This is a genomic window from Cobetia sp. UCD-24C (assembly GCF_001306765.1).
Taxonomy (GTDB): Bacteria; Pseudomonadota; Gammaproteobacteria; order Pseudomonadales; family Halomonadaceae; genus Cobetia; species Cobetia amphilecti.
In genome coordinates, this window is the sequence record NZ_LJTD01000003.1 from 384,204 (window position 1) to 404,839 (window position 20,636).

Consider the following 20,636-nt stretch of genomic DNA (forward strand, 5'->3'; position numbering starts at 1 on the left):
CCGCCTACGCGCTCGCGCGTCACCTGACGCACCAGATTCACACCCGAATTCGCTTCAACAACGCTGGAGCCCATGAACCGGGCTCCGAGACACTTGAACCGGCAGCGCGATATGTCCTGCCACCATCGGAAGATTCTCATCATGCAGCTGTCCGCCCTCACCGCCCTGTCTCCCGTCGATGGCCGCTATGGCGCCAAGACCGAGGCCCTGCGCGAGCACTTCAGTGAATTCGGCCTGATCCGTGCCCGCGTCATCGTCGAGGTGCGCTGGTTGCAACGCCTGGCCGCCCACGCCGAGATCGCTGAAGTGCCGGCCTTCTCCGCGGATGCCAACGCCGTGCTGGATAGCATCGTCAATGAATTCAGTGTCGAGGATGCCCAGCGCATCAAGGACATCGAACGCACCACCAACCACGACGTGAAGGCGGTCGAGTACTTCCTGAAGGAAAAGGTCGAGAGCAACGCCGAACTCAACGCCGTCACCGAGTTCATCCACTTCGCCTGCACCAGTGAAGACATCAACAACCTGTCTCACGCCCTGATGCTGCGTGGTGGCCTGGACAACGTGCTGCTGCCGCAGATGCGTGAAGTGACCGAAGCGATCGTCGCGCTGGCCCACCAGCACGCCGAACAGCCGATGCTGTCGCGCACCCACGGCCAGACGGCCAGCCCGACCACTCTCGGCAAGGAAATGGCCAACGTCGCCGCGCGCCTGCGTCGTCAGCTGGCGCAGATCGAACGCATCGAGATGCTCGGCAAGATCAACGGTGCCGTGGGCAATTACAACGCCCACCTGACCACCTATCCGGCCATCGACTGGGCGGCCAACGCCGAAACCTTCGTCGAGAGCCTCGGGCTGACCTTCAACCCGTACACCACCCAGATCGAGCCGCACGACTACATCGCCGAGCTGTTCGATGCCATCTGCCGCTTCAACACCATCCTGATCGACTTCGATCGTGACGTCTGGGGCTACATCTCGCTGGGTTACTTCAAGCAGCGTACCGTGGCCGGCGAGATCGGCTCTTCCACCATGCCGCACAAGGTCAACCCGATCGACTTCGAGAACTCCGAAGGCAATCTGGGCATCGCCAACGCCGTGCTGGGCCATCTGGCACAGAAGCTGCCGATCTCCCGCTGGCAGCGTGACCTGACCGACTCCACCGTGCTGCGCAACCTGGGCACCGGCCTGGCGCAGGGTCTGATCGCCTATCAAGCGACCCTGAAAGGCATCAGCAAGCTGGAAGCCAACCCGGAGCGCCTGAACGCAGACCTGGACAACAGCTGGGAAGTGCTGGCCGAGCCGATCCAGACCGTCATGCGTCGTTACGGCATCGAGAAGCCCTACGAGAAGCTCAAGGAGCTGACCCGTGGCAAGCGTATCGACCAGGCCGGTTTCGCCGCCTTCATCGAGACGCTGGAACTGCCGGAAGACGTCAAGACCGAGCTGAAGGCACTGAGCCCGGCCAGCTACATCGGCAACGCCATTGCACAGGCCAAGGCGCTCTAAGCGGCGCAGGTCACTGCAAGTCTCAAGACGCCGGGGCCTCTGCTCCGGCGTCATGCATTGCGCATTAGACAGCATGCAGCACGCAGCACGCTGAACGACACACTGGATTCACGACCACTGACGCTCTCCGTCAGTGGGCACGACATGCCACGCTCTCAAGGCTCGGCATGGAACGCATCGCCGTCTGCCATCCGGCAAAACGGCTTCAACGACGTCATCGCGAGACCGCCGCCCCCTGACAGGCTGCCGTTCGCGTTCGAGAGGTTCTGCATGAGCACATCCCCCGCCCCCCGCGACACCGACACGCCACTGGCACTGTTGGGCGGCCTGAGCATCCGTGAATTCCTGCGCGATTACTGGCAGCAGAAGCCGCTGCTGATCCGCGGAGCCTTCGCAGACTTCGAGACGCCGCTGGAAGCCGATGAACTGGCCGGTCTGGCCTGTGAAGATGGCATCGAAGCCCGTCTGGTCGAGGAAAACGGCCCGGACAAGGCCTGGCAGGTCAGCCACGGCCCCTTCGATGAGGCGACCTTCGCGCGTCTCGACGCCAAGGACGACAGCCAGTGGAGCCTGCTGGTGCAGGCGGTGGACCATTACGTCCCCGACGTCGCCGCGCTGTTCGAGCCCTTCACCTTCCTGCCGCGCTGGCGCCTCGATGACATCATGATCAGCTACGCGCCGACCGGCGGCAGCGTCGGCCCGCACCTGGACAACTACGATGTCTTCCTGCTGCAGGCCCAGGGCCAGCGTCATTGGCAGCTGGGCGGCATGCATGGTGACGACGCCGAGATCATCGATGGTATCGACCTGCGCATCCTCAAGCACTTCGAGGTCACCCCGGGCGAGGACTGGGTGCTGGAACCCGGCGACATGCTCTACGTGCCGCCGCGCCTGGCGCACCACGGCGTCAGCCAGTCCGATGACTGCATGACCATCTCCGTCGGCTTCCGTGCGCCTTCCGCCGATGAAGTCGTCACCTCCTACGCCGACTATCTGGGTGCCAGCCTGCCGGAATCGCTGCGCTACCGTGACCAGGGCATGGCACCGGTCGCCAATGCCGGCGAGCTGGACGACGCCTCGCTCGAGCGCGTGCGTGAATTGCTGCTCAGCACGCTGGACAACCCGACCCAGCTGGCGCAGTGGTTCGGGCGCTACATGACCCAGCCCAAGTATCTGGAGCAGCTCGCCGCCCGCGAGCCGGCCCTCAAGACCCATGAGCTGGTCGAGTATCTGGAAGATGAAGGCGTACTGGTGCGCTCCCTGGGCTCACGCTTCGCCTTCCGTCACGGCGAGAATGGCACCAGCACGCTGTTCGTCGATGGCGATGGCATCCTGGCCCCTCAGCCGCTGGCGGAAGCGCTGGCCTCCGATCAGCGCCTTACCGCGGTGTTGCTTGACTACACCACGGCAGACCTTGATCGCAGTGCCGTGGTCAGCCTGCTGACGGCGCTGATCAACCGCGGCAGCCTGATACTGGAATGTGACCTTCAGGACGAAGAGGACGATGAAGAATGAGTGACGCCATGATCAGCCTGGAACGGGGCGACTGGCAGACGTTGGGCAACGAGGCCAACGAGATCCGCCGCGTCGTGTTCATCGAGGAACAGCAGGTGCCGCAGGAGGAGGAGTGGGACGGGCGCGATGACGCCTGCGAACACTTCCTCGTGCATCTGGATGGCCGCACCGTCGGCACGGCCCGTCTGTTGCCGGACGGCCATGTCGGCCGCGTCGCCATCCTCTCCGAAGCGCGCGGGCTGGGGCTTGGCCAACGCCTGATGGAAGCGGTCATCCATGCTGCGCGCCAGGCTGGCCATGCTGAAGTGCTACTGGATGCTCAGACCCATGCGCTGGAATTCTATCAACGCCTCGGCTTCACGGCTTACGGCGACGAGTTTCTCGATGCCGGCATACCGCACCGCAGCATGCGCTTGATTCTGAACTGAATTTTAGCTTAAGCCTTACGAAAACCGGCCCCAATTGGGCCGGTTTTTTTGTGCCTGTAAGTTTCTTGTAGTCTGGCTACAACCCGCTCCTTGACCAAGTCATCATTCCCCAAGGCCCATGAATACTGACATCATGACGTCATTGAGAAATATTAAAACGACTGTTTGCCAGCAGGAATTTCACAACGTTGAAACTGGTATAAAACGAGCGTTTTAATGCGACCAAGGAATGAAAGACAGCACTCAATTTCGGAGCGATGCTAGAGATCAGGTCATTTACGCTGCACTGCGACATGACACGCTGCCCGATCCGGCACCGCCTTCAGGAGATTCGCCCATGCTCACCTCAGACTCACGAACGCAGACCACCCTGATGGGCGGTAGAGGCGACCAGGTACTCGGGCAGCCTGAGGATGCCGCTCTGGCCGAGCAATGGCACAACGCCGAGATCCGCACGCGGATTCTCAAGCTGGCACGTCCCCTCAAGGACCTGCTGCCACCGCAGACAGCGGAGTCGGTGGCGGCACAGGCGCAGACGATCTGCCATCTGAGTCGCGACCAGCGCTGGCAACTTCCCGGCGAGCAGTGGCAACTGCGCTCACAGGGCAGCGGCTGGCAGCTGAAGTGCAATGGGCAGCTGAAGTGCAGTGTGCAGCCGGCAACCGCTGGCGAGACGCAGGACGCGCCTGACCAGCTGGCGCTTGCCGGCCTCACCGATGACGTGACGGGGATGCAGCTGGGCAACCGCCCGCTCCCCCGGGCCCTCTGGACCCTGGCCGCCGCGCGGCATCGCGGCGAACGTCATTCGGTGCTGGCCATTGCCCAGATCAGCAGCGTGCGCGAAGCGCTGTGCTGGGGAGAGCTGATCTCACGGCTGCGTGCGCCGGACGGCAGGCCGCCACGCATCGCCCTCACCCTCAGCCACTGCACGTTACCCACGCTGGAAGCCAGCCTGTACTTCCTGATGCCCTGGTTGGACAGCATCACGCTGACAGCGGCACCCGGCCTGGAAACTGCCTGCCTTGGCGTGATCAAGGCTCGCTTCAGACTTGCTGAGCCAGCGGAGCTCGACAACGCCACCGACGACGCCTTCTGTCGCACGGCGTGACCCCACTGGTAACGCCTGAAAGATCAATAACAACAACAAACTGTCATGCAGCAACTCAAGACGCAGAGCACCGACACTCCCATTTCACGCGTCGCTCTCGCGTCGACCGCCAGACGATAGACAAGCGAACAGACACAAGACACGGACAACACGCCAGGGGCTGAGCCCCGACGACGAAGCCATCAGGAGATGCCACCATGAGTCACACACGTGCCGATCAGATTGCCGCGCTCGAGAAGGACTGGGCCGAGAATCCGCGCTGGAAAGGGGTCACTCGCCCCTATTCCGCCGAGGATGTGGTGCGCCTGCGCGGTTCCGTTCCGGAAGCCAATACCCTGGCGACCCGCGGTGCCGAGAAGCTCTGGAAACTGGTCAATGGTGATGCCAGGAAGGGCTACGTCAACTGTCTGGGCGCCCTGACCGGTGGCCAGGCCATGCAACAGGTGAAGGCCGGTATCGAGGCCATCTACCTGTCCGGCTGGCAGGTCGCCGCCGACAACAACACCAGTGAAGCCATGTACCCGGATCAGTCGCTCTATCCGGTCGATTCCGTGCCGACCGTGGTCAAGCGCATCAACAACACCTTCCGCCGCGCCGACCAGATCCAGTGGCAGAAAGGGGCCAATCCGGGCGATGCCGGCTTCGTCGATTACTTCGCGCCTATCGTGGCGGATGCCGAGGCCGGTTTCGGTGGCGTGCTCAACGGCTACGAGCTGATGACCGCCATGATCCGTGCGGGTGCCTCCGGCGTGCACTTCGAGGACCAGCTGGCCTCGGTCAAGAAGTGTGGCCACATGGGCGGCAAGGTACTGGTGCCGACCCAGGAAGCGGTGCAGAAGCTGGTGGCCGCTCGCCTGGCTGCCGACGTGGCGGGTGTCCCGACCCTGGTCATCGCGCGTACCGATGCCAATGCCGCTGACCTGATCACCTCCGATGTCGACGACTACGACAAGCCGTTCCTGACCGGTGAGCGCTCCGACGAAGGCTTCTATCGCGTCAATGCCGGCCTGGATCAAGCCATTGCCCGCGGCCTGGCCTACGCGCCCTACTCCGACCTGATCTGGTGTGAAACCGCCAAGCCGGACCTCGAGGAGGCGCGCCGCTTCGCCGAAGCGATCAAGAAGGAATACCCGGACCAGCTGCTGGCCTACAACTGCTCGCCTTCCTTCAACTGGAAGAAGAACCTCGACGACGCCACCATCGCCAAGTTCCAGCAGGAACTGTCGGACATGGGCTACAAGTACCAGTTCATCACCCTGGCCGGTATCCACAACATGTGGTTCAACATGTTCGATCTTGCCTACGACTATGCGCAGGGCGAAGGCATGAAGCACTATGTCGAGAAGGTGCAGGAAGCCGAATTCGCCGCAGCCGAGAAGGGCTACACCTTCGTGGCGCACCAGCAGGAAGTCGGCACCGGTTACTTCGATGACATGACCAACGTCATTCAGGGCGGCAACTCCTCCGTCACCGCACTGACGGGCTCCACGGAAGAAGACCAGTTCTAGACCGCTGACATCGCGGTATGGCACCTCGACATGACAGGATTGCGCGAGGTGCCACCCGCAGACTGACCGAAGCCCGCTCACGCGGGCTTTTTCGTGCTTTACGCCTTGAATGCCCGCCGTGGATGCCCGCCGCGAATGCCAACCAACGTCGACGGATGCCCTGCCACTGACATTCACGCGGCATGGCTCAAGAAGAAGTGCTCACGCGGAAGTACTTACGTGGCAGCACTCATGCACCGGTACTCACGTGGTCGGTACTCACGTGGTAGCACTCACGCGACAGGGAAGTGCAGAAGTTGCGTCACCTCAGCGTTTCAGGTCGGGAACCCGTCATGGTCGACGTGGTCTATAATGTTAAGAAACAGTGTTCTCGCACGCCCGTCGTGACAAGAACCTGCTGGCGGCCCAAGGAAGTGATCGCCTACCTGAGCCTTGCTCTCTCAGCACTCAGCATTCTCCATCACAACCTCAAGCTGCACCGCATCATGCGAGGAGACACACCATGACACTCTCACTGACTCACAAACGATCGACTGGCGCACGCCGCTGGCTGCCCGTGATCGCACTCGGCGTGCTGACGCTTGGCGGCTGCGCGAACAGCGACATCTACTCCGGCAACGTCTACACCGGCGATCAGGCCAAGCGCGCACAGTCCGTCAGCTACGGCACCATCACCTCGCTGCGCCCGGTGCAGATCCAGGCACAGGATGAAGGCAGCGGCGTGCTCGGTGGCCTGGGTGGCGCGGTCGTCGGCGGCCTGCTCGGCAGCCAGATCGGCGGCGGCTCCGGTCGTGCGATCGCCACCGCCGCAGGTGCCATCGGCGGCAGCGTGGCCGGCAAGTCGATCGCTGACAATGTCGACCAGATCGACGCCTACGAGATTGAAGTCCGCCGCGATGCCGGCGACAGCCTCATCGTCGTCCAGAAAGCCGACACCGCCTTCTCGGTTGGCCAACGTGTCCGCTTGGTCGGCTACGGCGCCAACCTGAGCGTCGCGCCTTACTGAGTCTCTCGACGGCTGGCACTCCCTTGCCGGGGTGCCAGCCGCTTTGTTTCTGCGCCCTTCAGCGGCGCCTGTCGCATCCCTGCGCGGGAAACGCCACCACGCTCTCCCCCATCTCGCCTGGCTCACGCATCCCCGCGTCTCTCGCGTCTCTCGCGTCTCTCGCGTTTCTCACACCTCTCGCGCTCCTGCATCTCCCACACGCCCCACCCCCTCGCTTCGCATCCCCTCCCTCGATCTCACACAGGCACGGCTCGCTGCAGCGGGGATATGCAGACTGCCTATTGATTAACAGGCTATGAAATCGGGATTTTTTGTGCAAAGTTATACGCCTGCAGCCTAACTTGACTCTGTACACAACTACCCGTCCCAGGAGTTGCGATGCGTCCCGTCACTGCCCGTCCGCCAGGTTCTCGCCCAGGCACCCGCAAGCTGTCTTGTGTCACGTCATCTTCAAGAAACTCCCCCCGCGCTTACCCCAGTCCAGTCAATGACAGTCCCGGCGGTACCGCCGCCTCAAGCCATGCCCCGCAGATGGCGCCGGCCTTCTCGACCCGGCGCCTGGGCATGGCATTGATCATGCTGGGCGCGGTGGCATTGGCCCCCATGGTGGAGGCAGCCGAGGACGAGGGTGGCGTGCTGTCATTGAAGGTCGAGAACGACATTCTCACCTCCGGCGATGATGGCCATTACACCAACGGCTTTGCGCTGAGCTACACCTTCAAGACACCAGAGCAGCACTGGTCACGCTCATTCGCGGACTGGGTGCCCGGCTTCAGCGCGGCGCGACTGGACGCCACGGCCTATCGCTTCGGACAGCAGATCTATACCCCCAATGACATCAAGCGCGAGCAACCGGATCAGGATGACCGCCCCTACGCGGGCTACCTGTTCGGTGGCGTCTCGCTGTTCGCCGGTGAAGAGGGAGATGACTGGCGACGGGTGGATACCTTCAATCTGGATCTCGGCATCGTCGGCCCGGCCTCGGGCGCCAAGGATGCTCAGAAGGCGGTACACAAGCTGACCGGCAGTGATGAGCCGGAGGGTTGGGATCACCAGCTGCACAACGAGCCGGTGATCAGCACCGGCTGGCAGACGCAGCTATGGCTGCCGGCCAGGGCCGCAGGACTGGAGGTGGAGTACGGCCCCTCGGCTTCCGTGGCGCTGGGCAATCTCTACACCTATGCGGGCGTCGGTGGCGGGGTACGCATCGGCCAGGGGCTGACCCGCAGCTACGGGATACCGACAGTGGCGCCGGCCCAGGGCGGCCGTCAGTACTTCCATCCCGACGGTGACTTCGCCTGGTACCTGTTCGCCAATATCGAGGGCCGCGCGATGGCCTACAACATGCTGCTGGATGGCAATGGCTTCGAGGACAGCGCCTCGGTGGACCGTCGCCCACTGGTCGGCGACCTGCAGCTGGGCTTCGCGCTCAGCTGGCAACGCTGGCAGCTGGCGTTCGTCAACGTGTGGCGCACCCACGAATTCGAGACGCAGCAGGAGAGCGATCAATTCGGCTCGCTGACGCTCTCGACCTGGCTATGACTCGGCACTGAGCTGCAGGCGGCACTGACAAGACGCGACTGATGAGCAGAGTCTAATGAGCAGAGCTTGATGAGAAGAGTCTGATGAGCAGAAACAGAAAGGCCGGGCAGATAGCCCGGCCTTTCTGTCTGCGGGAAACGTCATGCTTCCCGGAAGGTTGCTGCGGGTGAGATCAGTGCATCTTGACCTTGCTCATGCCCCAGCAGATCAGCTTGCCGCCGATCAGAACGATCAGCGCCAGCACGATCAATGCCATCAGCATGGAGACGGGATTGACGATGAAGGTCGCACCCAGAATACCCAGGGCCACACCCCAGACGTAGCGGTCACCGCTATCGATGCTCAGAGCCTCCGGCAGGACACGCTTGACGGTGGCACCCAGCGAGCCTTCCCAGCGGTTCAAGCACAGCATGAAGATCGCAGCGAAGCTCACCAGCCAGATCAATGTCACGGTCATCGAAATTCTCTCCTGAAAAATAGGGTCGCATGGCGCCTGAGTTATCATTTCCCGTCAGGCGACGGGACAGAGTGTGCAGAGCGAGGCCACCTCGGGCCGCGCGTCAGAATCCGCAATATCCGAGTAGGCAGAGTAACCAGACCCTGTGGCCCTCGCAAGCCATCGCCCCAACCTTGTATGGCCGCCAGCAGCAAGGCCGCTGTGCGCTGACAGGGCAACCCCGCCAGACACTTGATAATCCAACCGTTTTGCCCCTTTATTCACCGATGGCGTCGGGGGTGAGAAAAAACCCTGTTTCAGGGTTGAAATGCACGCCTGCGAGCGTCACCTATACTTTCAAGACAAGGTAACGTGCGCTGGATTGCCTCTCAGGCAATGTCATCAGCGGGCCAGGAGCCACGTGATACGCGGCTTTTTTCCAGTTTCCCCCCTGACAGTCACCTCAGGGGCACGTTACCATTGACGTTCATATACCTATCGAAAGGCTCTCATCATGCAAATCGCCCAGAATGCCGTCGTATCCTTCCACTACACCCTGACCAACAACGAAGGGGAAGTGCTGGATAGCTCCGAAGGTCGCGAGCCGCTGGCCTACATCCACGGCGCTGGCAACATCGTCCCGGGCCTCGAGAAGGAACTCGACGGCAAGACTTCCGGCGACGAGCTGAAAGTTGCCGTCTCTCCGGAAGAAGGTTACGGCGAAGTCCAGGAAGCCCTGGTCCAGGAAGTGCCGCGTGAAGCCTTCCAGGGTGTCGAAGACATCGAAGCTGGCATGCAGTTCCAGGCACAGACCCAGGGCGGCCCGCTGATGGTCACCGTCACCAAGGTCGAAGGCGACACTGTCACTGTCGATGGCAACCACCCGCTAGCCGGCGAAACCCTGAACTTCGACGTGCAGATCACCAACGTGCGTGAAGCTTCTGCCGAAGAGCTGGAACACGGCCACGTTCACGGCGAAGGCGGCGTGGAGCACTAAGCTCCGCCTCTTCCCTCATCTGAGGCATCGCCCCGGATGAGCGCCTCCCACTCTGTGGGAGGCCGGAACCGAAAGCCCCGCGACTGAGTCATCAGTCGCGGGGCTTTTTCGTGTCTGGCTTCGTGTCGGCCTGACTGGCTTGGCGCGCTTGTCAGCCCATTACACCCAGCTCTCTACCCAGGCTCCCGGATCAGGCACCGCAGCTGGGCGGCGTGGCATCGCTGGAAAGGCTCAGACCACGAAACAGCGCCGTGGCATCACCGCCGGCATTGTCACCGTCAGCCATCAGCGCCAGTCCGGCAATCTCGCTCGGCTTGCTGCTAAACAGTGACGCGTAATCAGCACGCAGATCACGCACCTCCGCCACCCACTGCCCCACCTTCTCATCACCGGATTCAACGGCCAGCAGCACGGCACGATCCGTGAAGGCATTGTCCCAGTGGCTGCCTTTGGCTTCATTGCTGGACCAGACGTAATTGATGGCCTCGACCTGCCACGGCAGGATACCGGTCTTGTTGACCACGTAGAGACGCGCCGGATAGTCATCGCCGCCCTTGGTCTTCTCGTTCACGCTCGGGTAGATGCTGTCCACCTGCCAGCACCATTTCAGGTAGGGCGTCTCTTCCAGCGAGATATCCTGCTCCAGATAGCGTGCGGACGCCTGGCCCCGGGCGCGCACCTCGAGCGCAGGTCTGCCATCGCGCTCCACCACGCGATAGGCCGTCTGGCCTTCGAAGGTCTTCTCGCCCCAGGCAAGGATCTGTGCAGGCGAGAAACTCCTGTCAGCCGCGTGGGTCACCGAGGGCAGTAGCGCCGCCAGCAGGCCGCTGGAGGCGACTGCCGCGAACAGGGGCAGGAATGATGGCAACTGACGGGAAGCAATCTTCATTGGCAGGACTCCGAGGCGCCCGAGCAAGGCAAGTGAGCAAGGCGAGTAAGAAAGGTAACGAGCCGTATCATCAGCAAGGCCAGGTTCGCAGCGCATCATTCTTGGTCGATGCTGTGATGCTCATTCTGATCCTGGGCTCGCAAGGTGACATACCCTCCCCATACGCGCGTCAGCGTGGTCAGGATGCATGCCGCGGCGAAGATCCATGCCAACCACGCGAAATACTGTGGCATCAGGCAGGCCAGAACGAAGAAGGCGATGGTCTCGGTGCCCTCGGTCAGGCCATCCAGATAATAGAAGGCCTTGCGCGTGAAATTGGGTCGCTCCAGCTGATGCTTGGCCGCCATGATGGCAAAGGCCAGAAAGCTCGAGCCCGTGCCGACGAAGGCGAACAGCAATGCCACCGCCGCCATCGCATTGGTGGCAGGGTCTGCCAGAGCGAAGCCCACCACCACGGCGGCGTAGAACAGGAAATCGAGACAGATATCCAGAAAGCCACCGGCATCGGAGCTCAGGCCGGCGTGCCGCGCCAGCGCGCCATCCAGCCCGTCCACCACCCGATTGATCAGGATCGCGATCAGCGCGAGCCCGAAATGCCCATAAGCCAGCAACGGCAACGCCAGCATGCCGATGGCGAAGCCTGCGAGGGTCAGCTGATCCGGATGCAGACCGCGCGCCGCCGCACTTTTCGCAAGACGTTTCAGAGGCGGCTGTACCCAGCGTGAGGTCCACTTGTCCAGCATGTTGCATCTACTCCCATGAGATCGTTGAGGTCATCGTCATTCCAGCGCCTGACAGGCGCTCAACCGCGCGTCGGCGAGACCGAGCGCCCGGCAGGTACCGCACGCGCCAGCAGGTAGACCAGCAGCGGCAGACAGGCCTGCAGGCAGGCAGCCACCGCGGTCAGGCGCGGGTCGGCCCCCGTCGCCAGCGCCAGGGTTTCGGTGGTCAGGGTCGGGACACGCCCGCCCCCCAGCACCACCGTCGGCACGTACTGCGCGATACTGACCGCGAAGGCCACTGCCCAGCTGATGGCCAGCGGCCTGAGCATCAGACGCAGGCGGATACCGATCAGCACCTCGAGGCGTGAATGCCCCAGCAGGCGTGCCGCCTGCTCGAGTCGGGTATCGAAGCGTGCCCAGGGGCCGGCCAGCGTCAGCCAGGCGTAAGGCAAGGCGAACAGCAGATGTCCGATCACCACTCCCGCCCAACCGGGGCTGGCCCCCAGGCTCAACCAGCCGACCTGAAAACCGAACAGGAAGCTGGCCTGCGGCAGCAGCAATGGCAGATAGAGGCAGACCACGAAGCCGCGCAGGCGGCCACTTTCCCGCTCACGCTCGAACACCGCCACGCTGAGGATGACGGCCAGCGTCGCCACCAGCAGTGCCAGCCACAGGCTGTTGCTGAAGGCATCCCCCAGGCCAGCGAGGGCCTGGTGCCAGCTCTCCCAGCCCCAGCGAGACGGCAACAGCGCAGGGAAGAACCAGCTTCTGGCCACCGATTGCACGCCGATCACCACGAAGGCGAGCAATGAGATCAGCGTGACCACGCCCAGCACTCCGCGCGCGACACGCCCGAACAGGGCTTCGCTCGCCAGCGCCAGACGGCTTGTGCGCGCCGGGTGATGGCTCAGTACCCAGTCACGATGCCAGGCGAGCAGAGCGCGTCCCAGCGCCGCGCCAAGCGCCATCATCCCGATCACCAGCAGGGCCAGCATCAGGGCGCCGACACTCGCCGGCAGGCGCGCCGACGGGTCACTGTCGCGCCACAGCTCGATCAGGCGCACCGCCAGCGTCGGCGTACGCGTCGGCCCCAGCACCTGCGCCACATCCACCACCGCCAGCGAGTAGGCCAGCACCGCGCCGATGGGCAAGGCGATGGCGCGCATCACCTGTGGCATCAGAATGCGCCAGCGCAGCTGAGGGATGCTGTAGCCGAGCGCCTGCCCTGCCTGCAGCTGCGCCGTGACCGGCAGGCGTGACAGCGCCGTCTGCGCCATCAGCATCAAGAATGGCGCCTCCTTGAGCGCCAGACCGACCGCCAGCGAGATGCCGTGGGCATCCGGCAACGGATACTGCGGCGGTACCAGCACTTCGAAGGGCGCCAGCAGCAGGCGCATCAGCACGCCACTCGGGGCGGCCAGCCACAGCAGCCCCAGTGCGAGCGCCAGATGCGGCATCGCCAGTATCGGGGCCAGCAGGCGCTCCATGCGCTCGCCGAAACGAGTCCCGGCGGCCGCCGAGACCCACCCCATGGTCAGCAGCACCGCCAGCAGCGTACCCCCGAGGCCACTGACCAGCGTCAGTCGAAAGCCCTCCGCCAGCCCGGGCAAGGCCCACCAACGTTGCCAGGCGACCGCCGAGACCTCATCGAAGCCCAGCGTCGGCCACAGCCCGAAGGCCGGCGCGACCAGTCCAGCCAGCCCCAGCGCCGTCGGGCCGAGCAGCAACAGCAAGACGCCCCAGCGCAGCACGCGAGCGGGCGTCAGCGGCGCATGACCAGTGGCGGGCGCGACACGCCAGCGATCAGCGACCCATTGCGTCAGTTGCGATAGCGTCGCGCCCACTCGGCCTCCAACGCATCGGTCCAGCTCGGGTGTGGCTCACTGAGCAGTGTGCCCAACGCTTCGGGCGACATGCTGCCGGGCAGCTGTGGCAAGGCCCCGAAGGCGGCGCGTTCTTGTGGCGGCAAGCGGGCGACATCCAGCACCGTGTCATCGCCCCAGCGTGAGGGGTCGGCCTTGGCGGCCTGGGCCTCGGCGGACATCAACTGATTGATCCACACCAGTGCTGCGGCCTTGTGCGGTGCACTGGCCGGAATCGCCAGATAGTGCACATTGCCGAGAGTGCCGCTGTCATGGATATACGGCTCGATGGTCGGTGGCAGCCGCCCCTCCTGACGGGCATTGGCCACTTCCTGGGGCACGAAGGTCAGCGCGATCCACACGCTGCGCTGAGCGAGCAACTTCATCTGCTCTTCGGCACCGGCTGGCTGACGCTCGCCCTGCGCCCACATCAAGGGATGCAGCGCATCGAGATAGTCCCACAGCGGTGCGGTCACCTCAGCGAACTGAGCATCACTCGCCACGGGAGATGCCAGCACCTCGCGCTGCTCCACTGGCATCAATTCAATCAAGGCCTGCTTGAGGAAGGTGGTGCCGTGGAAGCTGGGCGGCTGTGGATAGGTCACGCGTCCGGGATGCTCTCTGGCCACCTCCAGCAACGCCTGCATCGAGCGCGGCGGCGATTCCAGCAGCGCGGTGTCATACATGAAGATCAGCTGCGCACGCCCCCAGGGCGCCTCCAGACCATCGGTGGCGAGTCCGAAATCACGCGCGCCGATCTCCTCGAGCAGATAGTCGCTGTTGGGCAGACGCTCGACGAAGGGCCCCCACACCAGCTCGGCCTGCTTGAGCGCACGGAAGTTCTCGCCGTTGATCCAGATCACATCGATGCTGCCATCGCGGCGCCCGGCCGCCTTCTCGGCCAGCAGGGTCGAGACGCTCTCGGCGGTATCGGCGATCTTGACGTGGCGCACCTCGATACCATGCCGCGCCGCCGCTGTCTCGGCCTGGTCGCGCAGATAGGCGTTGGTCGCCTCACTGCCGCCCCAGGCATGAAAGTCGATACGTTGACCGCGCGCACGTTCGGCGATCACCTGCCACTCGAGCGAGGCGAGCTCAGGGATCGGGCGCCCGGCCTGCGCGTCGGCGGCATACGCCAGAGAAGCGGCCCAGGGACTGGCAGTGACGCCGGCCAGCAAGACCAGCGAGCCACCCATCAGCGCCAGGGCACGACGGCGACCCGCCAGATGATTCGTCTTCATGAAGGGCTTCTCCTGATGGAAAAATGCCGCGACCCTGCACCTGCAGGCCCGCGGCATGATTCAGCAATTACTGTTTTTCGACAGCCACGGTCCGCTCGGCAGCGTTTGCCTTGAGGGTCTTGGTCGGCTCGAAGCGGCCGTTGCGGCGCCAGGTGAAGTAACGGTCGAGTACCTTGAGCACGCCTTCCGGCTTGTGGGCATTCTTCCACATGCCCGCCGCGGCCTTGTTGGCCTCGGACAGTGTCGGATACGGATGGATGGTGGACAGGATCTTGTTGAGACCGATGCCATGCTTCATCGCCATGGTGAATTCCGCCAGCCATTCCCCCGCATAGGCACCGACCAGCGTCACGCCGAGGATACGATCGCGTCCCTTCTCGGTCAGTACCTTGACGAAGCCTTCCGTCGCACGCTCGGCCAGCGCGCGATCGCTCTCGCCCATTTCGTAATGCGTGACTTCGTACTCGTAACCCTGGGCCTTGGCTTCGGTTTCGTTGAGGCCGACACGTGCCACTTCCGGCTCGGTGTAGGTGACCATCGGCATGATACGGTAGTCGACCTTGAAGGTCTTCAGGCCACCGAACAGCGCGTTGACCGCCGCGTGCCACGCCTGGTGACCCGCCGCATGGGTGAACTGATAGGGGCCGGCCACATCGCCACATGCCCAGATGTTCGGCTGCAGCGTCTGCAGCGACTCGGAGACATCGATGGTGCCGCGCTCGGAGACCGCGATGCCCAGATCTTCCAGACCGAAGCCTTCGACGTTGGCTTCGCGCCCGATGGCCACCAGCAGCTCATCGAACTCGATCCAGCTCTCCTCGCCGTCGGGAGAACTCACGACCAGATGGCGCATCGGCTGACTGTCCTTGTCCTTGAGCACCTCGATGCGCGTGGCGGTGGAATTGATGCGCAGGTCGACGCCCTCACCGGCCAGCTGCTCGTGCATCAGCGCGCTGACTTCTTCGTCTTCACGCGGCATCACCCGCGGGGCACCCTCGATGATGGTGACGTGACTGCCCAGGCGCGCGAAGCTCTGACCCAGTTCCATGCCGATGGGGCCGGAACCCAGCACCACCAGACGCTTGGGCTGCACCTTGAGGTCCCACAGGTTCTCGGAGGTCAGCGGCGTGATCAATTCCATGCCCGGGATGGCTGGCACACGCGGACGGGCACCGGTAGCGATCACTACGTTGCGCGTGGTCAGCACGCGACCATCGACTTCCACTTCCCAGGGCGTCCTGAGTCTGGCGTTGCCGGTATGCACTTCCACGCCCAAACTCTCGTAACGCTCGATGCTGTCATGCGGTTCGACACTCTCGACCACGTCCTTCACATGGCCCATCACCTTGGCGAAATCGATTTCCGGCTCGTTGGCGGTGATCCCGAAGCGCTGGGACTGACGAATCTCATGAGCCGCACGCCCGGCACGAATCAGCGCCTTGGAGGGCACGCAGCCGGTATTGAGGCAGTCACCGCCCATCTTGTGGCGCTCGATCAGCGCGACACGCGCATTCACGGCAGAGGCGATATAGCTGGTGACCAGCCCGGCGGAACCGGCACCGATGACGACCATGTCGTAATCAAAGGTCTTCGGCTTGTCGAAGGCCGCCTGCTGCTTGCGCTTGCGCAGCACGCCGACGATCTTCTTGGCGATCAGCGGGAAGAGGCCCAGCGCGATGAATGAGGCGATCAGCCCCGGCGAGAGAATGCCGGACAGCGACTCCAGCTGGCCCAGCTCGCGACCGGCATTCACGTAGATGGCGGTACCGGCGAGCATGCCCAGCTGGCTTGCCACGTAGAAGGTGACCACACGCATGCGGGTCAGGCCCATCACCAGATTGACGATGAAGAACGGGAAGACCGGCACCAGGCGCAGCGTGAACAGATAGAAGCCGCCTTCGCGCTCGACGCCACGGTTAAGGGATTCCAGCTGACGGCGGAAGCGCTTCTCGATGCTCTCGCGCAGCAGAGTGCGGGAAATCAGGAAGGCCAGCGTCGCACCGATGGTGCTGGCGAAGGAGATCAGCAACAGCCCCCAGCCGAAGCCGAACAGCGCCCCACCCAGCAACGTCAGCAGTGCTGCACCGGGCAGTGAAAGCGCCGCCATCGCCACGTAGACGACGAAGAAAGTGCCCGCGACCTTGTACGGTGATTCCGCGAACAACGCCTGGAATTCCGCCTGGCTGGCCTTGAGGCTCTGCAGGGTGAAGTAATCCTGCGCCCCGCTGGCAAAGAACACCACGATGGCAGCGACGATGGCGCCTAGAAGCAGTAACTTGCGTTTATTCACTGGCGATTTCCTTTTCGATTCCTGCCGTCATGGGCATGTCATTGGGATGTACCGTGTCCTTACGAGGCATGTCGCTGACTGGATGCACTGATTCGCGTAGCGGGGTGAATGGCAGTGGCTTGATCACGACAACGGTAACGTTTCATTCTGCATGTTCGCATCCATCCCACGTTTATTCGCGTAGAAACCTGATACAGGCAGTGAGGAATCAACAGCGCCAGTCACCTCACGGCTCACCGAGACATGGAGATTTCCGTGTACTCACCTCGAAGGAATGACGCCTTTCCCGGAGATACCATGACCCGATACACGCGAATCCCCTTCCCTGCGCTCAGACGCCTCACGCCACTGGCAAGCCTCCTCGGCGGCCTGCTGCTTGCCGGCCACGCCAATGCCTTCGACCCGCAGACAGCGCCCAAGGGCGTCGCCGAGGGGGTCGCTCAGGGCCAGGAAGTCGCCATCTTCGCCGGTGGCTGCTTCTGGTGCATGGAAGGCCCCTTCGACAAGCTTGAGGGTGTGATCTCGACCACCTCCGGCTATACCGCCGGCGAACAGGACAACCCGACCTACAAGCAGGTTTCCTCGGGCGGCACCGGGCATACCGAAGCGGTCAAAGTGGTCTACGAGCCGGAAAAGGTCAGCTACGACACCCTGCTGGAGGTCTTCTGGCACAACATCGACCCGGTCGCGGTGGACCGCCAGTTTTGTGATGCCGGCACCCAGTACCGCAGCGGCATCTATCCCCTCGATGAGGCCCAGCGTGACGCCGCCGAAGCCAGTCGCGATGCGCTGAAGGACAGGTTCCCCGACGGCATCGCCACCGAGATCGAGGCGGCAGGGCCCTGGTATGCGGCCGAGGACTACCATCAGGACTTCTACAAGAAGAACCCGGTGCGCTATCGCTTCTACCGCGCTGGCTGTGGCCGCGATGATCGTCTGGAGGAGATCTGGGGTGACGACGCGCCCGCGCACTGATTCCGCCCTCCAGGCCCTCTACGACAACGGCTCGCCAGATGGCGAGCCGTTGTCGTAGAGGGCCTTGGTGTCTGTGCTGCTCTCAGGCTCAATACTGCGTGGTGGCCCGGCGCCAGCACAGGATTGCCAGCGAGAAGGTCACCGCCAGCACCAGTACGCTGGCCGCCACCACCCCGGGCCAGCCGGCAGCCTGCCAGAAGGGTTCCAGCCAGAAGCCGCCGAGACTCGCGCCCAGATAGTAGGCGGTCAGATACAGCGCACTGGCACTGGCCCGCGCGCCTTCGGCATTGCGTCCGACCCAGGCCGAGGCAGTGGCATGCGCGAGGAAGAAGCCGAAGGCATTCAGGCTCAGACCGATCAGCATGCCGATGAGAGAGTGACTCAGCGTCAGCAGCGTTCCGAGCATCACGATGCCGGTGCCCAGCATCATGGTCAGCGCCTGACCGCGTCGCTGAGCGATGGCCAGCGCGGCCTCACCATCCTCAGCCGCACCTCCCGGTACCAGACGCCGTGCCAGCCGGCCAGACCGGGAGGCGCCGAAGGTGCCCGCCAGATAGGTCAGGAACAACAGCCCCAGCCATTGACTGCTGAGCGACCAGGGCGCCTCACTCAGCCGGAAGGTCATGTAGCTGTAGAGGTTGACGAAGATGAAGAAATTCAGCCCGCCGAGCAGGAACACCGGCCACAGCCGAGGATTGCGCAGATGGCGGCCCAGACCTGCCAGCATGCTGCTCAGCTTGAGCGGCTGGGCGACGAAGCGTCTCTGGCGCGGCAGCAGCTGCCATAACGCCCCCAGCACCAGCAGGCTGACGCCGCCGATGGCGGCGAAGCTGGCCTGCCAGCCCCAGTGCTCCGCGATCACGCCCCCCGCGACCCGCCCCGAGATGCCGCCCAGCGAATTGGCACTGATGTAGAGCCCCACCGCCACCATCAAGGCGGGTTGCTCCATCTCGTCACTCATGTACGCCACTGCCACCGCCGGCAGGCCGCCGAGCAGAAAGCCCTGCAGCGCGCGCACCGCCAGCAGCGACCAGAAGCCCTCGGCGAACAGTGCCAGCCCTGAACAGGCCACCCCGCCGGCCAGGGTCCACAGCAGAATGCGCCGCCGCCCCAGCGCATCGGACAGCGGGCCGAACACCAGCAATGCCATAGCCAGCGTCAGGGTGCTCACCGACAGGGACAGACTCGCCTGCAGCGAGCTCAGGCCCAGATCCGTCGCCAGCAGCGGCAGCAGCGGTTGCACCAGATAGAGGTTGATGAAGACCACGAAGGAGCCCAGACACAGTGCCTGGGTCATGCGCCGCCAGTCACGCCCGCGCGCCTTGAGCGGCTCGGGCAGTTCGGACTGCGCGGTAGAGACCGAGGCGGCGGAATCGGGGGAAGAAGACGCGGAAAGCGATGAAGCCATCAGGTACCTGCACTCAATCAAGCATGGGGATGGCGCCAGTCTGCGCCGCGCGCCCGCATCAGTAAAATAGCTCGACATGATGCTGGCCATCAGCAAAGCTGATGGCAAAGGCGACACAGGGATGTCGCAAACTGCGCCGAGAAGGAAGCTGCGCTGATAAAGGACTCCGCGATGAGATTAAGAACCTCGCACTGAAAAGCACCTCACGATCAAAAGGACTCCGCGATGAAACTGCCCTTCGATCTGCGCGCACTGGAGATTTTCGTCAGTGTCGTCGAGCACCAGAGCTTCACCACTGCCGCTCAGTCACTCAGCCTGGCCCAGTCAGCGGTCAGCCAGTCGATCGCCGGGCTCGAAAGCCGGCTGGGCACGCAACTGCTGGTCAGGGGCTCACGCGGTCTGCGCCTGACACCGGCCGGCGATACGCTGCTCGAGCATGCCCGCCCCCTGCTGCAACAGGCACAGCGCGCGGCACTGGCGATGGCGGAGCTCGAGGGGCTGGTCAAGGGCGAGGTGCGCATCGGCGTCTCCTCGATGCTCGGCTCCTACTACTTCCCGCCGCTGTTGATGGCATTCAAGGCACGCTATCCCGACATCAAGCTCAGCGTGATCGAGGGCGGCACCCTGAGCCTGCGCCGGATGATCGACAATGCCGAGCTGGACCTGGGCGTCATCGTCGAGGATCAGCTCGGCACCGACACCCATGGCCTGATTCGACGCCACTTCCTGAGCGAGGAAATGGTGGTCTGCCTGGCGAACGATCATCCGCTGGCCGCTCGCGCGCAGATCAGCGTCGAGGAGTTCTTCGCCGAGGAGCTGGTGGTCTTCAAGCGCGGCTACTTCCATCGCGACTTCATCGAGCGCCTGGCCAGTCAGCATGGTCTCGCGCCGAGCATCGCCTTCGAATCGAACTTGATCGCCCTCAACAAGGCGATCGTCGCGCGTGGCTTCGGGATCACCACCTTCCTCAAGCGTGTGGTCGAGGACGACCGTGAAGAGAACAACCTGACCGCCGTATCCTTCGATGAGCCCGCCTGGCTTGAGCTGTCACTCGCCTGGCGCCGCGAGCGCGGCCTGTCACGCGCCGAGCAGGCGCTGGTCGATTTCGTCATTGAACACTCGGCGGCCGGGAGGCCCACCCAGGATGCCTTGAGCGCTGATGATCAGGCCGACAGCATTGTGCTGGAGCCCCCTTCCTGA

Annotated in this window: 18 protein-coding genes; 11 read left to right on the forward strand and 7 right to left on the reverse strand. The window is 63.6% G+C overall.

The annotated features are described in order from the left end of the window. Positions 1-141: 141 nt before the first annotated feature. The 8 genes from purB (at position 142) to AOG28_RS05845 (ending at position 8,616) form a co-directional block, all read left to right on the forward strand. Complete coding sequence (gene purB, locus AOG28_RS05815; RefSeq protein ID WP_054555753.1) at positions 142-1,509, forward strand: adenylosuccinate lyase; 1,368 nt, start codon at positions 142-144, stop codon at positions 1,507-1,509. A 270-nt stretch (positions 1,510-1,779) separates the two neighbouring features. Beyond that, positions 1,780-3,024, forward strand: coding sequence for a cupin domain-containing protein (locus AOG28_RS05820; protein WP_054555618.1), 1,245 nt, complete (start codon positions 1,780-1,782; stop codon positions 3,022-3,024). After that, positions 3,021-3,452, forward strand: coding sequence for a GNAT family N-acetyltransferase (locus AOG28_RS05825; RefSeq protein ID WP_054555619.1), 432 nt, complete (start codon positions 3,021-3,023; stop codon positions 3,450-3,452). Before AOG28_RS05820 ends, AOG28_RS05825 begins: the two co-directional genes overlap by 4 nt. A 337-nt stretch (positions 3,453-3,789) precedes the next feature. After that, positions 3,790-4,560, forward strand: a complete 771-nt coding sequence (locus AOG28_RS05830; RefSeq protein WP_054555620.1) for a hypothetical protein — start codon at positions 3,790-3,792, stop codon at positions 4,558-4,560. Between the two features lie 197 nt (positions 4,561-4,757). Next, positions 4,758-6,068 (forward strand): isocitrate lyase, encoded by a 1,311-nt coding sequence (gene aceA / locus AOG28_RS05835; protein ID WP_054555621.1) that lies wholly within the window; start codon positions 4,758-4,760, stop codon positions 6,066-6,068. A gap of 332 nt (positions 6,069-6,400) precedes the next feature. After that, entirely contained in the window at positions 6,401-6,574 is a 174-nt protein-coding gene (locus AOG28_RS18415) for a hypothetical protein (RefSeq protein WP_153636430.1), read from the forward strand. Next, positions 6,571-7,074: a glycine zipper 2TM domain-containing protein gene (locus tag AOG28_RS05840; RefSeq protein ID WP_052384587.1), complete on the forward strand. Its 504-nt coding sequence runs from the start codon at positions 6,571-6,573 to the stop codon at positions 7,072-7,074. Before AOG28_RS18415 ends, AOG28_RS05840 begins: the two co-directional genes overlap by 4 nt. A 564-nt stretch (positions 7,075-7,638) precedes the next feature. Beyond that, entirely contained in the window at positions 7,639-8,616 is a 978-nt protein-coding gene (locus AOG28_RS05845; RefSeq protein WP_107336769.1) for a lipid A deacylase LpxR family protein, read from the forward strand. Positions 8,617-8,788: 172 nt separating this feature from the next. On the opposite strand, the gene AOG28_RS05850 is transcribed toward AOG28_RS05845, so the two are convergent. Then, the gene (locus tag AOG28_RS05850; protein ID WP_043333859.1) at positions 8,789-9,073 is read right to left on the reverse strand and encodes a hypothetical protein; all 285 of its coding nucleotides are present in this window, start codon (positions 9,071-9,073) and stop codon (positions 8,789-8,791) included. A 493-nt stretch (positions 9,074-9,566) separates the two neighbouring features. Here AOG28_RS05850 and AOG28_RS05855 point away from each other — a divergent pair, with 493 nt between their 5' ends. Further along, entirely contained in the window at positions 9,567-10,049 is a 483-nt protein-coding gene (locus tag AOG28_RS05855) for an FKBP-type peptidyl-prolyl cis-trans isomerase (RefSeq protein WP_043333860.1), read from the forward strand. 190 nt (positions 10,050-10,239) lie between these two features. On the opposite strand, the gene AOG28_RS05860 is transcribed toward AOG28_RS05855, so the two are convergent. The 5 genes from AOG28_RS05860 to AOG28_RS05880 form a co-directional block, all read right to left on the reverse strand. Next, positions 10,240-10,938, reverse strand: coding sequence for a DUF3047 domain-containing protein (locus tag AOG28_RS05860; protein WP_054555623.1), 699 nt, complete (start codon positions 10,936-10,938; stop codon positions 10,240-10,242). Positions 10,939-11,033: 95 nt separating this feature from the next. Further along, positions 11,034-11,681 carry a CDP-alcohol phosphatidyltransferase family protein gene (locus tag AOG28_RS05865; RefSeq protein WP_054555624.1) on the reverse strand — a complete coding sequence of 216 codons (648 nt, stop codon included), beginning with the start codon at positions 11,679-11,681 and terminating at the stop codon, positions 11,034-11,036. Positions 11,682-11,740: 59 nt separating this feature from the next. Then, positions 11,741-13,504: an ABC transporter permease gene (locus AOG28_RS05870; protein WP_054555625.1), complete on the reverse strand. Its 1,764-nt coding sequence runs from the start codon at positions 13,502-13,504 to the stop codon at positions 11,741-11,743. After that, positions 13,480-14,763, reverse strand: a complete 1,284-nt coding sequence (locus AOG28_RS05875) for an ABC transporter substrate-binding protein (RefSeq protein ID WP_054555626.1) — start codon at positions 14,761-14,763, stop codon at positions 13,480-13,482. Before AOG28_RS05875 ends, AOG28_RS05870 begins: the two co-directional genes overlap by 25 nt. Positions 14,764-14,830: 67 nt before the next feature. Beyond that, positions 14,831-17,053, reverse strand: a complete 2,223-nt coding sequence (locus AOG28_RS05880; protein ID WP_054555627.1) for an FAD-dependent oxidoreductase — start codon at positions 17,051-17,053, stop codon at positions 14,831-14,833. Positions 17,054-17,350: 297 nt separating this feature from the next. Here AOG28_RS05880 and msrA point away from each other — a divergent pair, with 297 nt between their 5' ends. Further along, positions 17,351-18,028 carry a peptide-methionine (S)-S-oxide reductase MsrA gene (gene msrA, locus AOG28_RS05885; protein WP_054555628.1) on the forward strand — a complete coding sequence of 226 codons (678 nt, stop codon included), beginning with the start codon at positions 17,351-17,353 and terminating at the stop codon, positions 18,026-18,028. An 88-nt stretch (positions 18,029-18,116) separates the two neighbouring features. Here msrA and AOG28_RS05890 read toward each other — a convergent pair whose 3' ends face one another. Continuing rightward, positions 18,117-19,436, reverse strand: coding sequence for an MFS transporter (locus AOG28_RS05890; protein WP_082388346.1), 1,320 nt, complete (start codon positions 19,434-19,436; stop codon positions 18,117-18,119). Between the two features lie 225 nt (positions 19,437-19,661). Here AOG28_RS05890 and AOG28_RS05895 point away from each other — a divergent pair, with 225 nt between their 5' ends. Next, positions 19,662-20,636, forward strand: a complete 975-nt coding sequence (locus AOG28_RS05895) for a LysR family transcriptional regulator (protein WP_082388348.1) — start codon at positions 19,662-19,664, stop codon at positions 20,634-20,636.

Excerpts from the sequence above, each read along its gene's own strand:
- purB (WP_054555753.1), top strand. The coding sequence starts at position 142 with ATGCAGCTGTCCGCCCTCACCGCCCTGTCTCCCGTCGATGGCCGCTAT.
- AOG28_RS05820 (WP_054555618.1), top strand. The coding sequence starts at position 1,780 with ATGAGCACATCCCCCGCCCCCCGCGACACCGACACGCCACTGGCACTG.
- AOG28_RS05825 (WP_054555619.1), top strand. The coding sequence starts at position 3,021 with ATGAGTGACGCCATGATCAGCCTGGAACGGGGCGACTGGCAGACGTTG.
- AOG28_RS05830 (WP_054555620.1), top strand. The coding sequence starts at position 3,790 with ATGCTCACCTCAGACTCACGAACGCAGACCACCCTGATGGGCGGTAGA.
- aceA (WP_054555621.1), top strand. The coding sequence starts at position 4,758 with ATGAGTCACACACGTGCCGATCAGATTGCCGCGCTCGAGAAGGACTGG.
- AOG28_RS18415 (WP_153636430.1), top strand. The coding sequence starts at position 6,401 with ATGGTCGACGTGGTCTATAATGTTAAGAAACAGTGTTCTCGCACGCCC.
- AOG28_RS05840 (WP_052384587.1), top strand. The coding sequence starts at position 6,571 with ATGACACTCTCACTGACTCACAAACGATCGACTGGCGCACGCCGCTGG.
- AOG28_RS05845 (WP_107336769.1), top strand. The coding sequence starts at position 7,639 with ATGGCATTGATCATGCTGGGCGCGGTGGCATTGGCCCCCATGGTGGAG.
- AOG28_RS05850 (WP_043333859.1), bottom strand. The coding sequence starts at position 9,073 with ATGACCGTGACATTGATCTGGCTGGTGAGCTTCGCTGCGATCTTCATG.
- AOG28_RS05855 (WP_043333860.1), top strand. The coding sequence starts at position 9,567 with ATGCAAATCGCCCAGAATGCCGTCGTATCCTTCCACTACACCCTGACC.
- AOG28_RS05860 (WP_054555623.1), bottom strand. The coding sequence starts at position 10,938 with ATGAAGATTGCTTCCCGTCAGTTGCCATCATTCCTGCCCCTGTTCGCG.
- AOG28_RS05865 (WP_054555624.1), bottom strand. The coding sequence starts at position 11,681 with ATGCTGGACAAGTGGACCTCACGCTGGGTACAGCCGCCTCTGAAACGT.
- AOG28_RS05875 (WP_054555626.1), bottom strand. The coding sequence starts at position 14,763 with ATGAAGACGAATCATCTGGCGGGTCGCCGTCGTGCCCTGGCGCTGATG.
- msrA (WP_054555628.1), top strand. The coding sequence starts at position 17,351 with ATGACCCGATACACGCGAATCCCCTTCCCTGCGCTCAGACGCCTCACG.
- AOG28_RS05890 (WP_082388346.1), bottom strand. The coding sequence starts at position 19,436 with ATGGCTTCATCGCTTTCCGCGTCTTCTTCCCCCGATTCCGCCGCCTCG.
- AOG28_RS05895 (WP_082388348.1), top strand. The coding sequence starts at position 19,662 with ATGAAACTGCCCTTCGATCTGCGCGCACTGGAGATTTTCGTCAGTGTC.